Annotated in this window: 15 protein-coding genes and 1 riboswitch; of the genes, 7 read left to right on the top strand and 8 right to left on the bottom strand. The window is 71.4% G+C overall.

The window, feature by feature from the left end; genetic code table 11:
- The first annotated feature begins 6 nt into the window (after positions 1-6).
- Positions 7-2,274, top strand: coding sequence for an AAA family ATPase (locus EWH70_RS22770; RefSeq protein WP_130477507.1), 2,268 nt, complete (start codon positions 7-9; stop codon positions 2,272-2,274).
- Between the two features lie 11 nt (positions 2,275-2,285).
- Here the strand turns inward: EWH70_RS22770 and EWH70_RS22765 are convergent, their stop codons facing one another.
- Positions 2,286-2,894 (bottom strand): LytR C-terminal domain-containing protein, encoded by a 609-nt coding sequence (locus tag EWH70_RS22765; protein WP_130477506.1) that lies wholly within the window; start codon positions 2,892-2,894, stop codon positions 2,286-2,288.
- A complete protein-coding gene (locus tag EWH70_RS22760; RefSeq protein WP_130477505.1) occupies positions 2,891-3,229 on the bottom strand; it encodes a DUF3263 domain-containing protein in 339 nt (112 codons plus the stop codon). Before EWH70_RS22760 ends, EWH70_RS22765 begins: the two co-directional genes overlap by 4 nt.
- Before the next feature lie 136 nt (positions 3,230-3,365).
- Between EWH70_RS22760 and EWH70_RS22755 the strand changes: the two genes are divergently transcribed.
- Entirely contained in the window at positions 3,366-3,932 is a 567-nt protein-coding gene (locus tag EWH70_RS22755) for a peptide deformylase (RefSeq protein WP_130477504.1), read from the top strand.
- Positions 3,933-3,968: 36 nt separating this feature from the next.
- Here EWH70_RS22755 and EWH70_RS22750 read toward each other — a convergent pair whose 3' ends face one another.
- Positions 3,969-6,137: a glycoside hydrolase family 15 protein gene (locus EWH70_RS22750; protein WP_130477503.1), complete on the bottom strand. Its 2,169-nt coding sequence runs from the start codon at positions 6,135-6,137 to the stop codon at positions 3,969-3,971.
- 251 nt (positions 6,138-6,388) lie between these two features.
- Here EWH70_RS22750 and thiC point away from each other — a divergent pair, with 251 nt between their 5' ends.
- From thiC to EWH70_RS22730, 4 genes are read left to right on the top strand one after another with little or no spacing between them, the layout of a single operon-like run.
- Complete coding sequence (thiC, locus tag EWH70_RS22745; RefSeq protein ID WP_276320575.1) at positions 6,389-8,035, top strand: phosphomethylpyrimidine synthase ThiC; 1,647 nt, start codon at positions 6,389-6,391, stop codon at positions 8,033-8,035.
- On the top strand, positions 8,032-8,850 hold the full coding sequence (gene thiD, locus EWH70_RS22740; protein ID WP_130477502.1) for a bifunctional hydroxymethylpyrimidine kinase/phosphomethylpyrimidine kinase: 819 nt from the start codon (positions 8,032-8,034) through the stop codon (positions 8,848-8,850). The genes thiC and thiD (EWH70_RS22740) overlap by 4 nt, the downstream gene beginning before the upstream one ends.
- Before the next feature lie 13 nt (positions 8,851-8,863).
- A complete protein-coding gene (gene thiD / locus EWH70_RS22735) occupies positions 8,864-9,697 on the top strand; it encodes a bifunctional hydroxymethylpyrimidine kinase/phosphomethylpyrimidine kinase (RefSeq protein WP_130477501.1) in 834 nt (277 codons plus the stop codon).
- A gap of 19 nt (positions 9,698-9,716) precedes the next feature.
- Entirely contained in the window at positions 9,717-10,523 is an 807-nt protein-coding gene (locus EWH70_RS22730; protein WP_130477500.1) for an ion transporter, read from the top strand.
- An 89-nt stretch (positions 10,524-10,612) separates the two neighbouring features.
- On the opposite strand, the gene EWH70_RS22725 is transcribed toward EWH70_RS22730, so the two are convergent.
- From EWH70_RS22725 to thiO, 4 genes are all read right to left on the bottom strand, one after another.
- On the bottom strand, positions 10,613-11,047 hold the full coding sequence (locus EWH70_RS22725; RefSeq protein WP_130477499.1) for a MarR family winged helix-turn-helix transcriptional regulator: 435 nt from the start codon (positions 11,045-11,047) through the stop codon (positions 10,613-10,615).
- A gap of 82 nt (positions 11,048-11,129) precedes the next feature.
- Entirely contained in the window at positions 11,130-11,891 is a 762-nt protein-coding gene (thiG, locus tag EWH70_RS22720; RefSeq protein ID WP_130477498.1) for a thiazole synthase, read from the bottom strand.
- Between the two features lies 1 nt (position 11,892).
- A complete protein-coding gene (gene thiS / locus EWH70_RS22715) occupies positions 11,893-12,093 on the bottom strand; it encodes a sulfur carrier protein ThiS (RefSeq protein ID WP_130477497.1) in 201 nt (66 codons plus the stop codon).
- Positions 12,083-13,180: a glycine oxidase ThiO gene (thiO, locus tag EWH70_RS22710; protein ID WP_130477496.1), complete on the bottom strand. Its 1,098-nt coding sequence runs from the start codon at positions 13,178-13,180 to the stop codon at positions 12,083-12,085. The genes thiS and thiO overlap by 11 nt, the downstream gene beginning before the upstream one ends.
- Positions 13,174-13,282, bottom strand: a riboswitch (TPP riboswitch). It overlaps the preceding gene by 7 nt.
- A 33-nt stretch (positions 13,283-13,315) precedes the next feature.
- Between thiO and thiE the strand changes: the two genes are divergently transcribed.
- Positions 13,316-13,969 (top strand): thiamine phosphate synthase, encoded by a 654-nt coding sequence (gene thiE / locus EWH70_RS22705; RefSeq protein WP_130477495.1) that lies wholly within the window; start codon positions 13,316-13,318, stop codon positions 13,967-13,969.
- Here the strand turns inward: thiE and EWH70_RS22700 are convergent.
- Positions 13,949-14,671, bottom strand: a complete 723-nt coding sequence (locus EWH70_RS22700; protein WP_130477494.1) for a hypothetical protein — start codon at positions 14,669-14,671, stop codon at positions 13,949-13,951. The genes thiE and EWH70_RS22700 overlap by 21 nt on opposite strands.
- Positions 14,672-14,784 lie beyond the last annotated feature (113 nt).

Below are 14,784 nucleotides of genomic sequence, written 5' to 3'. Positions count from 1 at the left end.
TATCCGGTGTCCTCGCCTCAACTGACGCTCACCGTCCGGCACACGCCGTCCGCGCTCGACACCCGGCGCGGCGTCGTCCGGCTGCACCCGGAGGTGCTCGACGCGCTGGGCCTGCATGCCTGGGACGCGGTGCACCTGACCGGAGCCCGCGCGAGCGCCGCGCTGGCCGCGCCGGCCGACGGCAGCGGCCCCGCCGGGGTGGCGCTGCTCGACGACGTCACGATGTCCAACCTGGGGATCACCGAGGGCTCCGAGGTGGTGGTCAGCCCGGCCGAGGTGGCCGCGGCCCGGTCGGTCACGGTGGCGGGGTCCCGGCTGGCGAACGCGTCGCTGTCGCCGTCCACCCTGCGACTCGCGTTGATCGGCAAGGTGCTCACCGTCGGCGACGCCGTCTCGCTGCTGCCGCAGGACCTCGCGCCGCCACCCGGTGCCGACGTGGCCGGCGCGCGGACCCGGCTGTCCAACGCCATCGGCATGACCTGGACCAACGAGCTGCTCACCGTCACCGCCACCGAGCCGGCCGGCGCTGTCGCCGTTGGACAGTCCACAGTGGTCGAATGGCGGGACGGGCCACGGGCCGGTTCGGGACCGGAGCCCGCTGCGGGCACGACCGAGCTGGTGGCGACGGCGACCCGGGCGTCGTCCACCGTGGAGGACTTCATCGACGCCGAGGTCGTCGAGGAGGATCCGGAGGAGCAGGTCGTCCCGCCGGTCGCCGACCTGGTCGGCGCGCAGGCGCAGGCTCGGACGCTGGCCGAGTGGTTCGAGCTGGCGTTCCGGCGGCCGGAGCTGCTGGCCCGGCTGGGAACGTCGGCACACCTGGGGGTGCTGCTGTCCGGGCCAGAGGGTGTCGGCAAGTCGACATTGGTGCGGTCGGTGGCCAAGGCGGAGGACGTGCGGGTGGTGTCGCTGGCGGCGCCGAGCGTCGCCGTGCTGGAGCCGAACGCCGCCGCGGCCAGGGTCCGCGAGGCGATCGGCCGGGCGAGCACGGACGGCCCTGCCGTGTTGCTGCTGACCGACGTCGACGCGCTGCTGCCGGCGAGTTCACCGCCGCCGGTGGCGACCGTGCTGCTGGAGGAACTGCGGGCGGCGCTGACCCGGCCGGGCTTCGCGCTGGTGGCGACCACGGCGCACCCGGAGTCGGCCGACCCGCGGCTGCGTGGGGCCGAGTTGCTGGACCGGGAGCTGTCGCTGTCGCTGCCCGACGGCAAGGGGCGGACCGAGCTGCTGCGGGTACTGCTGCGGGACGTTCCGCTGGACTCCGACGTCGACCTGGGTGCCGTCGCCGAGCGGACCCCCGGATTCGTCGCGGCGGACCTGATCGCACTGCGCCGCGACGGCGCGTTGCGGGCGGCGCTGCGGCAGCGGGACGTCGATGAGCCGGTGGTCGCAGCGCAGGACCTGATGGCGGCGCTGGAAACCGTCCGTCCTATTTCGATGTCTACTTCGGACACGCTGTCGACCGGCGGGATCACGCTGGACGACGTCGGTGACATGCTGGAGGTCAAGCAGGCGCTCACCGAGGCCGTGCTCTGGCCGCTGCGGTATCCGGACTCGTTCGCCAGGCTGGGGGTCGCGCCGCCGCGGGGTGTGCTGCTGTACGGCCCGCCGGGCGGCGGCAAGACGTTCCTGGTGCGGGCGCTGGCCGGTGCCGGGGCGCTGAACGTGTTCGCGGTCAAGGGCGCCGAGCTGATGGACAAGTGGGTCGGCGAGTCCGAGCGTGCCGTACGGGAGCTGTTCCGCCGGGCCGCCGAGGCCGCGCCGTCGCTGGTGTTCCTCGACGAGATCGACGCGCTCGCGCCACGGCGTGGGCAGTCCAGCGACTCGGGCGTCGGCGACCGGGTGGTGGCGTCGCTGCTGACCGAACTGGACGGTGTCGAGCCGATGCGCGAGGTCGTCGTGCTGGGTGCGACCAACCGGCCGGAGCTGGTGGACCCGGCGCTGCTGCGGCCGGGCAGGCTGGAGCGGCTGGTGTACGTCCCGCCGCCGGACGCCGAGGCCCGTGCGGCGATCCTGCGGGCGAGCGCGCGCAACACCCCGCTGGCAGGCGACGTCGACCTGGACGAGGTGGCCGCGGGCCTGGAGGGCTACTCGGCGGCCGACTGCGCGGCGCTCATCCGCGAGGCCGCGCTGACGGCCATGCGGGAGTCGCTGGAGGCCAGCGAGGTGACCGCGGCACATCTGGCGAAGGCGGCCGAGGCCGTCCGCCCGTCACTGGACCCGGCGCAGCTGGCCTCCCTGGAGGCCTACGCGACCGCCCGAGCCGCGCGCTGACCGCGCGTACCCTATTTCTGGCGCTGCACCTTGCCGTAGTCGTTGGTGACGATGACGATCACGCCACCCGTGGAGTGCTGGATGCCCTCGAACCGCGGCTCCGCGCGCATGCCGAACTCCGCCGCGAGCGCCCTGGCCGCGGCCTCCTCTTCGGTGCCGGGACGGTAGTAGGCCGTCGTCGTCGGGATGATGCCGGACGGGTAGTTGCTCACCTCGGCGACGTTCCAGCCGCTGGCACGCAGGTCGTCGCCCGCGCGGGCACCCAGCCCGTGGATGGTGCTGTTGTTGTACACACGGACGGGGATCCGCTTCGCCGCGGCCTGCGGGTCACCGCCGGGCGGGCCGGGAGGCGGCGTCGACGGACTTGGCGGCGGCACGCTCGATGTCGACGGCGGCGGCGCGGGCGGGCTCGGCGGCACGCTCGACGACGGCGGCGCGGGCGGCGGGTTCTGTGCGCTGCCGGGGTCGCTGGGTGCGGTCGGGCTGGGGGCGGCAGTCTCGGCCGGGTCGTCGTCGGTCACCGCGGTGACACCACCGATGACCGCGGCGACCACGGCGACGCCGACGAGAACGAAACCGGCCAGCCGCAGGGGGCGGGAGAGGCCGTTGAACCAACTCATGGAAGCTCGATCCCCAACCGTCGGGCGGCACGGGTGCGCTGGCGGGCGGTCCTGGTCTTGCGCAGCCGCTTGACCAGCATCGGATCGGCCGCCATGGCCTCCGGCTTGTCGATCAGCTGGTTGAGCACCTGGTAATAACGCGTGGACGACATGCCGAACAGCTCGCGGATCGCCTGCTCCTTCGCGCCGCGGTACTTCCACCACTGCCGCTCGAAGGCGAGCACTTCCTGCTCACGGCTGCTGAGCCCGGCCGGCGGGTCGTTCGGCGCGGCCTTTCCGGCCTGCGCGGGCGGTGTCGGCCGGCCACCCCGAGCCATCGACTCCGCGGCGTCCATGTGACTCCTCGGCGCTCTCAGTAAATCCCACAGCTGTCGTTCGTCCGCGCCGCCCATTCAACCACGCAGCACCGACACATCGTGCGCATCACGGCCCGGCGCGTCACGATCCGTGGCCTCGGTAAGCTGACCGGTTGTGACCGTCCACCCCATCGTCATCGCCGGCGAACCCGTGCTGCACAACCCCACCCGCGAGGTGGAGAAGTTCGACGACGAGCTGCGCGCCCTGGCCGACGACATGTTCGAGACCATGTACGCGGCGAACGGGGTCGGCCTCGCGGCCAACCAGATCGGCCTTGACCTGCGGATCTTCGTCTACGACTGCCCCGACGACGAAGGCGTCCGGCACAAGGGCCTCGTGGTGAACCCGACGCTGACCACGTCGGAGATCCCGGAGACCATGCCGGACCCGGACGACGACTGGGAGGGCTGCCTGTCGGCGCCCGGCGAGTCGTTCCCCACCGGGCGCGCCAGCTGGGCGAAGGTGACCGGGTTCGACCTGGACGGCAACGCGATCGAGGTCGAGGGCACCGGCTACTTCGCCCGCTGCCTGCAGCACGAGACCGACCACCTGGACGGCTACATCTACCTGGACCGGCTCGTCGGCCGCTACGCCCGCGAGGCCAAACGGATGATCAAGCGCAACAAGTGGGGCGTGCCCGGCAACTCCTGGCTGCCGGACCCCGAGAACGACGAGGCGTGAGGATCACCCGCACGAGGTGACCCTCACGCCCGCCCATCAGCAGCCGAGGTAGCGGCAGCGCACCACCGTCGGCTGCTCGATCACCGCACCGGCCTGCACGGCCCAGGCCAGCCGCAGGTACTGCGCGTGCGTCCAGGCCAGCGGTGTCGCCGACTGGGTCGGCGTCCCCTTGCCGAAGCCCGGCTGTCCGGACGGCGCGTTCTCGTCCCAGACCTGCTCGGGCATCGTGTCGCCGGTGTGCGCGACCCGCCCGAGGTCGCGCAGGCGCTTGGCTGCCATCGCCCGGTCACCGTTGGCGAGGTCGTACTCCCCGCGCTCGCCGGCCAGCAGCGGCCACAACCTGCCGAACGTCTGCCTGCTGCCCTGCGGCAGGTCCATGTCCCACTGCGAGCCGTCGGCCCTCTCGCCGTACCCGTCGCCGGTGTAGCGGTGCCAGAACTGCCCGGTCGGCGTGGTGACGCCGATGGCCTTGTCGGTGACCGCGATGCTGTTCCGGATGATCGGATCATCCGGACGGTAGATGCCCAGCCGCACCAGTTCGAGGAACCCGGCGTCGGTGACGGCCCGCTGGTCGGCGGTGTAGCTGGAGTTGCCCAGGTTGTACCGGGTGCCGTTGTCGGCGTTGCCGTCCTTGGTCAGCCGGAGGAAGTACGGCTCCGGCGACAGCGGCCCGTTCGTGGTGACGGTCCACCGCGGCAGCTTCGCCTTGAAGTCGTCGGCCGCGGCGAGGTAACGCTGCGCGTCGGCAGCCGCGCCGTTGGCCTTGGCCAGTTCGGCGGCGCAGACCAGGCCGGCGATCACCGACGCGATGGTCGACGGCGAGTACCCGTCCTGTTCCTCCCACCGTTCCTGCTGGCTGTACGGCGAGGCCAGGCCGTTGGACCCCTTGTAGGTCAGCAGGAACTCGGCGGCCTTGCGCACGCCCTGCCAGGTCTTGGCGTCGTAGGCCTTCAGCTGCTCGGCGAGCACGATCGGCAGCGCGGTCTCGTCGAGCTGCACGGACGTCCAGTACGGCGTGCCGTCGACATGAGTGTTCTGCGCGAGATGCCCGTCCGGGTACTGCTGCTTGGTGAACATGTACTCCAGCGACCGCTCCGCCGCCGCCCGGTCGCCGGCGGCGAGCATTCCGGTGGCGATCTGGTAGAGATCACGCGGCCAGACCAGGTGGTAGGTGCCCGACGGCAGGTAGCCCTTGCCGTTGTTGCCGAACGCCCACGGCATGCTCGGCGAGGCGATGAACGCACCCGGGTTGAGCTTGTCCTCGCTGGCGGCGAGCAGCAGCGCCGACGCGCGGTAGAGGTCCCGTTCGGCGGGCGTGCGCAGCGACCGCGGCGCGGGCTTCAGCCCGTCCAGATACCGGCGCCAGCCCGCCTCGTTGTCCCGCGCGGCCTGCCGGAAACCCTGCCGCAGCGACGCCCGCGCGGTGTCGAGCGCGGCCTTCGGCTCGGCCCCCATGCCGATCACCAGTTCGGCCGAACGCTGCCGCAGGCCGTCGACGTCCAGCCTGCCGGTCTGCACGACGTTGCCCTTGCCCGCGCTCGGGTACCCGGTCAGCCGGAAGTCCTTCTTCAGCTGGGTGATGCCGTCGGAGGTGCCGGCGTAGCCGTTGCTGGTCTGCCGCAGCGCGGGCCTGGCGACCAGGGCGGACGCGGCGTTGCCGTCGGTGGCGACCAGCGCGTCGCCCTCGGTGCGGGCGGAGTCGTCGGTGCCGTTGTTGTCCAGGTCCGGGTCCAGCACCGCGTACAGGTCGAGCGGCTTGCCGGTCAGCGACCGGAAGTCCACGTCGACGACGACACTCGACCGGGCCGGGTCGGTCACGTACGTCTTGCGCAGGAACCACCGGTCCGCGCGGATGGTCTGCTGGTAGGTAAGGCCGTCCGCGCTGACCCGGCGGACCTCCTGCCGTTTCTCCTCGGCGTCCACCGCCGTGTACGAACGGCCATCCGACACCACCAGGTTGAGCGAGCGGACCGTCGGCGTCGAAAGATCCGGGTAGTAGATCTCCGACAGCTGGCCACCCTGCAGGGTGTACCAGATCGTGCTGTCCTTGCCCCTGGAACCGCCGAAGCCGGTTTTGTCCGCGGGCAGCCAGCGCGGGTGGGCGCCGGGGGCACCGGGTGCGTCGCCTGCGGGATCGGCCGCGGCGGCGGGTACCAGTCCGGCGGCGAGCACGCCGGTCACTGCGAGGACGGTCATCCTTCGCATATCCACCTCCCTCAAGGCCGGAACAGTCTTGCGCGAATCGCTAACCACCGCATGCTCCATCCCGGTGACCCTTAACCCCGGCTGGGGGTTGAGTCCTCGGGCTCGGCGTGGCATGGTCGGAAGCGGTAATCCAAACACCGCGGGAGCTCGCGCCATGGCGGGCTGAGAGGGTGGCTGGTGTCCGATCCGGACCCGGTGCCGCCGACCGCATGAACCTGACCGGGTAATGCCGGCGTAGGGAGTGAACGTCGTTGACGACGCTGGAAAACAATCCTGCCATCCGTCCGTCCGTCACCACCGGCCCGATCACCGGGTCGCGCAAGGTCTACCACGACACCGAGTCCGGGCTCAGGGTTCCCGCACGCAGGGTCGAACTGTCCAATGGGGACCATTTCGACGTCTACGACACGTCCGGCCCGTACACCGACCCGGACGCCAAGATCGACGTCCACACCGGACTGCATCGGCTGCGGGCGGGCTGGATCGACGGCCGCACGCACAACACCCAGCTGGGCTGGGCGAAGGCCGGCGTGATCACCAGGGAAATGGAGTTCGTCGCGGCACGGGAACGGGTCGAGCCGGAGTTCGTCCGGTCCGAGATCGCCCGCGGGCGGGCGGTGATCCCGGTCAACCGCAAGCACCCGGAGAGCGAACCGGCGATCATCGGGAAGAACTTCCTGGTCAAGGTCAACGCGAACATGGGCAACTCGGCCGTCTGGTCCTCCGTCGAGGAGGAGGTGGACAAGATGGTCTGGGCCACCCGCTGGGGTGCCGACACGATCATGGATCTGTCCACCGGCAAGCGGATCCACGAGACCCGCGAGTGGATCCTGCGTAACTCCCCGGTCCCGGTCGGCACCGTCCCGATCTACCAGGCGCTGGAGAAGGTCAACGGCGAACCGGAGAAGCTCAGCTGGGAGGTGTACCGGGACACCGTCATCGAGCAGTGCGAGCAGGGCGTCGACTACATGACCGTGCACGCCGGCGTGCTGCTGCGGTACGTCCCGCTCACCGCGCGCCGGGTCACCGGCATCGTGTCCCGCGGCGGCTCGATCATGGCGGCGTGGTGCCTGGCACACCACAAGGAATCGTTCCTGTACACCAACTTCGACGAGCTGTGCGAGATCCTGCGAGAGTACGACGTGACGTTCTCGCTCGGCGACGGCCTGCGTCCCGGCTCGATCGCCGACGCCAACGACCGGGCCCAGTTCGCCGAACTGGAGACGCTCGGCGAGCTGACCCACATCGCCCGGGAACACGACGTCCAGGTGATGATCGAGGGCCCCGGCCACGTGCCGATGCACAAGATCAAGGAGAACGTGGAGCTGGAAGAGAAGCTCTGCGGCGAGGCGCCGTTCTACACCCTCGGGCCGCTGGCGACCGACATCGCACCCGCCTACGACCACATCACCTCGGCCATCGGCGCGGCCCAGATCGGCTGGTACGGCACGGCGATGCTGTGTTACGTCACGCCGAAGGAGCACCTCGGCCTGCCCAACCGCGACGACGTGAAGACCGGCGTCATCACCTACAAGATCGCGGCACACAGCGCGGACCTCGCCAAGGGGCACCCGTACGCGCAGGAGTGGGACGACGAGCTTTCCAAGGCACGCTTCGAGTTCCGCTGGAACGACCAGTTCAACCTCGCGCTCGACCCGGACACCGCGCGGGCCTACCACGACGAGACGCTGCCGGCCGAACCGGCGAAGACGGCGCACTTCTGCTCGATGTGCGGGCCCAAGTTCTGCTCGATGCGCATCACGCAGGACGTCCGCAAGTACGCCGAGGAACACGGTCTGTCCTCTGTGGAGGCGATTGAGGCCGGGATGCGCGAGAAGTCCGCGGAGTTCGGCGACCGCGGCGGCAAGGTCTACCTGCCGGTGGTGGAACAACCATGACCGCGACGCCGCGCACGGCACTCACCATCGCCGGATCGGACTCCGGCGGTGGCGCGGGGATCCAGGCCGACCTGCGCACGTTCTTCGCCTGCGGGGTGCACGGAATGACCGCCATCACGGCGGTCACCGTGCAGAACTCGCTGGGCGTGCAGGGCTTCACCGAGATCCCGGCCGACGTCGTCACCGCGCAGATCAAGGCGGTGGCCGGCGACATGGGTGTCGACGCGGCGAAGACCGGGATGCTGGCCACCGCCGAGATCATCCAGGCGGTGGCCAAGACCCTCGACGAGGTCCACATCGGACGCGACACGGACACCCCGTTCGTCGTCGACCCGGTGGCCGCGTCGATGACCGGCGACGCGCTGCTGCGGGAGGAGGCGCTGGAGGCCATCCGGACGGAGCTGTTCCCCCGGGCGACGCTGGTCACGCCGAACCTCGACGAGGTCCGCCTGCTGACCGGAATCCTGGTCACCGACGAGGAAAGCCAGCGCGAGGCCGCACGGGCGCTGCTGGAGTTCGGGCCGCAGTGGGTCCTGGTCAAGGGCGGTCACCTGTACAACGCGCCGCGTTGCGTGGACCTGCTCTCCGACGGCACGCAGTTCGTCGCGCTCGACGGGCCCCGGCACGACACCGACAACACCCACGGCGGCGGCGACACGATGGCCTCGGCCATCACCGCGGCGCTGGCCAAGGGTGAGGGCGTGCCGGACGCCGTGGCCAGCGGGAAGCGGTTCATCGAGCGGGCGGTCGCCGAGTCCTACGCGCTGGGGGCGGGGGTCGGCCCGGTCTCCCCGTTCTGGCGGCTCGCCGACTGAGACACTGTGGGGCATGAGCACAGCTGTCAGCCCGCCAGCGGCCCTGACCATCGCCGGTTCCGACTCCGGCGGAGCGGCAGGGCTGCAGGCAGACCTGCGGACGTTCCTCACCTGCGGGGTGCACGGCCTGGTCGCCGTCACCGCGGTGACCGTGCAGAACACGCTCGGTGTGCACGACAGTTCGAACGTGCCTGCGCACATCGTGGCCGGCCAGATCAAGGCCGTCACCGACGACATGCCGGTCGGTGCGGCCAAGACCGGCATGCTGGCGTCCGGCGAGATCATCACGGCGGTCGCGCAGGCGTGTGACGCCGCGGGGATCGGGCGGGACACGGCGATCCCGTTCGTCGTCGACCCGGTCGCGGCCTCGATGCACGGCCACCCGCTGTTCGACGCCGACGGCCTCGCCGCGCTGCGGGAACTGCTGCTGCCCAGGGCCGCGGTGCTCACCCCGAACCTGGACGAGGTCCGGCTGCTGACCGGCATGGACGTCACCGACCGGGCGCAGATGCGGGAGGCCGCGGTGGCACTGCACGCGCTCGGGCCGCGGTACGTCCTGGTCAAGAGCGGGCACCTGGTCACCGACCCGGAGTGCGTGGACGTGCTCTACGACGGTGCGGAGTTCACCGAGCTGCCGGGCCCGCGCTACGACACCCCGCACACGCACGGCGCCGGTGACGCGATGGCGTCGGCGCTGACCGCCGGGCTGGCCAGGGGCATGTCGGTGCCCGAGGCCGCGCGGTTCGGCAAGTGGTTCGTCAGCAACGCGGTCGCGCACTCCTACCCGATGGGCGCGAAGGTGGGCCCCGTCTCAGCTTTCTGGCGACTTGCCCCCGAACAACGTTGACCTCGCTACGATCCTGCGCGTGAGGCGGCAACAGGTAGCGAAGATCGTCGAGAGCCGCAGGTTCACCAACTTCATCATCGCGGTGATCATCTTCAACGCGGTGACGCTCGGCCTGGAGACCTCGCCGAGCATCCTGGGCAGCCACGGCGGCCTGCTGCACACGCTGGACTACATCGCGCTGGCGATCTTCGTCGTCGAGCTGCTGCTGAAGTTCTACGCCTACCGGGGCAGATTCTTCGCCGATTCGTGGAACATCTTCGACCTGATCGTGGTCGGTATCGCGCTGGTCCCCGCGACCGGCCCGTTCGCGGTGCTGCGGGCGTTGCGGGTGCTCCGGGTACTGCGGCTGATCTCCGTGGTGCCGTCGATGCGCAAGGTGGTCTCCGGCCTGCTCGCCGCGGTCCCCGGCATGGCGTCGATCGCGGCACTGCTCGCGCTGATCATCTTCGTGGCCGGGGTGATGGCGACGAAGCTGTTCGGCACGATCTCGCCGGACAACTTCGGCGACCTCGGCACGTCGCTGTTCACGCTGTTCCAGGTGATGACCGGCGAGGCTTGGCCGGACATCGCCAAGGAGGTCATGCGGGAAGCTCCGATGGCGTGGATCTTCTTCGTGATCTACATCCTGGTGTCCAGCTTCGCGGTGTTGAACCTGTTCATCGCCGTCGTGGTGAGCGCCATGGAGGACGAGCTGCGCGACGAGATCCGCGAGGAGGAGAAGCGGCAGACCGAGGCGCAGGACGAGGCCAACCAGCGGATCCTCGACGAGCTGCGCGCGCTGCGGGCCGAGGTGGCGGCCCTGCGCCGGGGCGACCCGGTGCCCTGACGTCCGGGGCGCCGCCAATGCGGCTCCCGTTGCGCCCCCAATGTGGCATTGGGGAACTTGAAGTCCCCCAATGCCACATTGGGGGACTTTCAGTCGCCGTCCACCAGCAAGGCTTCCAGCGCGGGCAGAGCCGCCACGAGGGCGTCGCGGTGCTCGTCGCTCAGCCGGTCGATCCGCTTGCCCAGCTCCTGAATCCTGGTGGACCGCACGCCGGACACCATCCGCTCGCCCTCGTCGGTGGCGGTGGCCAGCCAGGCCCTGCGGTCGACCGGGTCGGACTCCCGCCGGACGTATCCAGCCTCGACCAGCGCGGCCACTATCCGCGACATGGTCGCCGCGGCCACCCCCTCCTTGGCCGCCAGGTCACCGAGCCGCATCTGCCCGTGGTTGACGAGGGTGGCGAGCGCGGAGATCGCGCCATGGCCAGGACCTGGCGCGCCTGCCTGCCGCAACGACCGCGACAGCCTGCCCACGGCCAGGAAAAGCCGCCCCGGGACGTCGTCCTGAGTTGGTGACGTGGTCACCTCACGCTCCTTACCGCAGCGTCTCCGGACGCGACGCGGGTCTTCCCCGAACGGTCAAAACGTTCCGTCCACCATACCGGGGTCAGCGCGGCGGACTCGACGCCTGCGCCCAGAACCGCTGAGGAATCCGCCCGGCACCGCGGGCCAGCCTGCCCGCGGTGACCGCCGCGCGCATCGCCGCGGCCATGCGCTCCGGGTCCTCCGCCCGGGTCACCGCGGTCGCGAGCAGCACGGCCGAGCAGCCCAGCTCCATCGCCAGCGCGGCCTCCGACGCCGTGCCGATGCCCGCGTCCAGCACCACCGGCACCCCGGCCCTGGCCACGATCAGCTCGATGTTGTGCGGGTTGCGGATGCCCAGGCCGGTGCCGATCGGCGAGCCCAGCGGCATGACGGCGGCGCAGCCCGCCTCCTCCAGCCGCAGCGCGAGCACCGGGTCGTCGTTGGTGTAGGCCAGCACGGTGAACCCGTCGGCGGCGAGCCGTTCGGCGGCTTCCAGGGTCTCGACCGGGTCGGGCAGCAGGGTGCGGTCGTCGGCGTGTACCTCCAGCTTGATCAGGTCGGTCTCCAGCGCCTCCCGCGCGAGCTGGGCGGTGAGCACGGCCTCGGCGGCGCTGCGGCAGCCCGCCGTGTTCGGCAGCAGTTCGATCCCGAGCCGGCGGACGAGTTCCAGCACCCCCGAGCCGCCCTCGGCGTCGGCCCGGCGCATGGCGACGGTGGTCAGCTCGGTACCGGACGCCACCAGCGCACGCTCCAGCACGGCGAGGCTGCTCGCGCCGCCGGTGCCCATGATCAACCGCGAGCCGAGCTTGCGGTCGCCGATCACCAGTTGGTCTCCGTCGGTCATGTCAACCTCCCTGCACCGCGGCCAGCACCTCGACGCTGGCGCCGTCGTCCAGAACGTGGTCCGGCCAGTCCGCCCTGCGGACGACCTCGCCGTTCACCGCGACCGCGACGCCGGGTCGCGTCGTCGCCGCCGTCTCCAGCGCCGCGAGCAACGTCGTGCCGGTGGTGAACTCGTGTGTCTCGCCGTTGATCTCAACGCGCATCGACAGGCTCCCTTCGCAGTCGGTCCGGGCTCGCCGGCACCGCCCAGTCCGGTACCGGCCGGCCCGCCAGCCAGGCCAGCACGGCGTCCGCGGTGACCGGCGCCAGCAGAAGTCCGTTGCGGTGATGCCCGGCCGCGGCGTAGACCCCGTCCGGCAGCTCACCGAGGACGGGCAGGTTGTCGACGCTGCTCGCCCGCAGCCCGGCGGCGGTCTCGGCCAGCTCGTACTCGGCCACCGAGGGAAAGACGCGTTCCGCGGCCTCCAGCAGCTCGCGTACCCCGCGTGCGGTGACGGCGGTGTCGAACCCGGCCTCGTACTGGGTGGCGCCGACGACCAGCTCGCCGTCGGCCCTCGGCACCAGGTAGACCGGCCTGCCCTCGACGACCGCCCGCACCGTCCGGCCGGGCGGGGGCAGGCTGCCCCGGCGGGGCCGTAGCCGCAGGATCTCGCCCTTGACCGGCCGGACAACGTCGGCCAGCGCGGGGTGCAGCCTGCCGCTGCGGGCGCCGGCGGCGAGCACCACGGCGTCGAACGCCCTGATCCCCTCACCGGTCTCGACGTGGTCCCCGGCCAGCCCGGTGACCTCGGCCTCGACGAACTCCGCGCCGGCTTTAGCCCGCAAAAGACGCAGGAGACGCCGGTTGTCGACGGCGAGGTCGCCCGGCACCAGCAGGCCGGAGCGCACGCTGCCCAGGCCGGGTTCGAGTTTGCGCAGCTCGCGGCCGGTCACCCGCTCGGCCTCGCGGCCCGCCCGGGACAGGTACCCGGCCAGCACGTCGAGCTGGTCGGCGTCGCCCCGGTCCAGTGCCGCGACGACCGTGCCGGCCGTGGACAGGCCGACGTCGCCCAGCTCGGCGGCGAAGTCCGGCCAGCGGCGCAGCGACTCCTCGCCCAGCTCGAGCACGTCCTCCTCGCCGGGCCACGCCTCGGTGACCGGCGCCAGCATGCCGCCGGCGACCCAGGACGCCGAACAGCCGGGATCGGGGTCGAAGACGGTGACGCGGTACCCGGCGGACGCGGCCCGCCACGCGACGGCCAGCCCAACGACACCGGCGCCGACTACCGCCACCTGCTGTGGATTACGCACGTGATCACGCTCCCTGCGCCGGCATGACCCGGATCAGGTTCCACGGTCGGAGCGGATTCGGCTCCCTCTCAGCCTGCTCGCCAGGCTCCCGTGCGGACGCCTTCCACCATAACAAAGCCGGGTACCGTTCCGGCCATGCCAGGGCTGCAGGGTGATCAGATCAGGCAACGACTCGACGACGCACGGCTCTACCTGTGCACGGACGCGCGGTCGGAGCGCGGCGACCTCGCGGAGTTCGTCGACGCGGCGCTGACCGGTGGCGTGGACATCGTCCAGCTGCGGGACAAGGGCCTGGAAGCCCGCGAGGAACTCGCCGCGCTGGAGGTCGTCGCGCAGGCGTGTGCCGAGCACGGCGCGTTGCTCTCGGTCAACGACCGGGCCGACGTCGCGCTGGCGGCCGGGGCCGACGTCCTGCACCTCGGCCAGGACGACCTTCCTGTCACGGTGGCCCGGCGCATCGTGGCCGACGACGTGGTCATCGGCCGGTCCACCCATTCGGCCGAACAGGCGAACGCGGCGGCGGCCGAGCCGGGAGTGGACTACTTCTGCACCGGCCCGTGCTGGCCGACGCCGACCAAGCCGGGCCGCTCCGCCCCCGGCCTCGACCTGGTCCGTGCGACCGCGGCGGCCGCTCCGGCCCGGCCGTGGTTCGCGATCGGCGGCATCGACCACGCCCGGCTGCCGGAGGTGCTGGCCGCGGGGGCCCGGCGGGTGGTCGTGGTCCGCGCGATCACCGAGGCCGAGGACCCCGCCGCGGCAGCGGCGGCGTTACGAGCCGCTCTGGGGTGACACCGGCGGCGCGCTCTGCGTCGGCTTCGCGCTGCTCGTCGGCGACTGGCTGGTCGTCGAGCTGGGCGGCGGCTTCGACGTCGACGTCGGCGGCTCGGACGACTCGGTGGTCGGCGGCGCCGTGGTGGTGGTCGGCGAGGCCGGTGGCGCCGTCGGCCGTTCGGACGGCACCTGCTCGTGCTCACCGCCGCGCTGACCGCCGCCGCCCACGATCTTGCCGAACGTCGTGCCCTCGCCGCCGGACAGCGACTTGCCGGTGACCCCCTCGAACCCGGTGATCAGCACGATGGCCGCGACGAACGCGAGCACGCTGGTGCCGATGATCAACGGCCAGCGCAGCCGCCGCAGCCTGCTCATCGGCGAGGTGTCCTTCTGTTCCTCCTCCGCCGGTGGCTCGATCAGCCGCGTCGCCTCGGGGTCCTCCGGCGCCTCCGCCCGTGCCTGCGCCGCGGGGAACTCACGCGTGCGCCGCACGGTCATCTCGCGCGCCTTCAGCGCGGCCTGCTTGGTGCGATGCAACGATTTCAGGTACAGCTCACTACCGACGGTAGTGATCACACTGGCCAGGCCGGCACCCACGACCGTGCCGGCGACCCCCAGGGTCGAACCCAGCAGCGCCGCCGTCACCGCGGCCAGTGCGGCGGCGGCGATCTGCGCCGGTCTCAGCCCAGACTTCTCCTCGGACGACTTTTCTTCGCTCATATCCCTCGTCAATAGCCCGTTCACCCGCTCTTCAATCTCAACGATTAAGGCGCGCGAGATGCTCCCCACGTTGCCCGAGGGTGAGCGCCACCACTCCGACCGTCCACAATAGA

The sequence above is a fragment of the Amycolatopsis suaedae genome (assembly GCF_004214935.1).
GTDB lineage: Bacteria > Actinomycetota > Actinomycetes > Mycobacteriales > Pseudonocardiaceae > Amycolatopsis > Amycolatopsis suaedae.
This window is presented reverse-complemented; position numbering and strand designations above follow the sequence as displayed.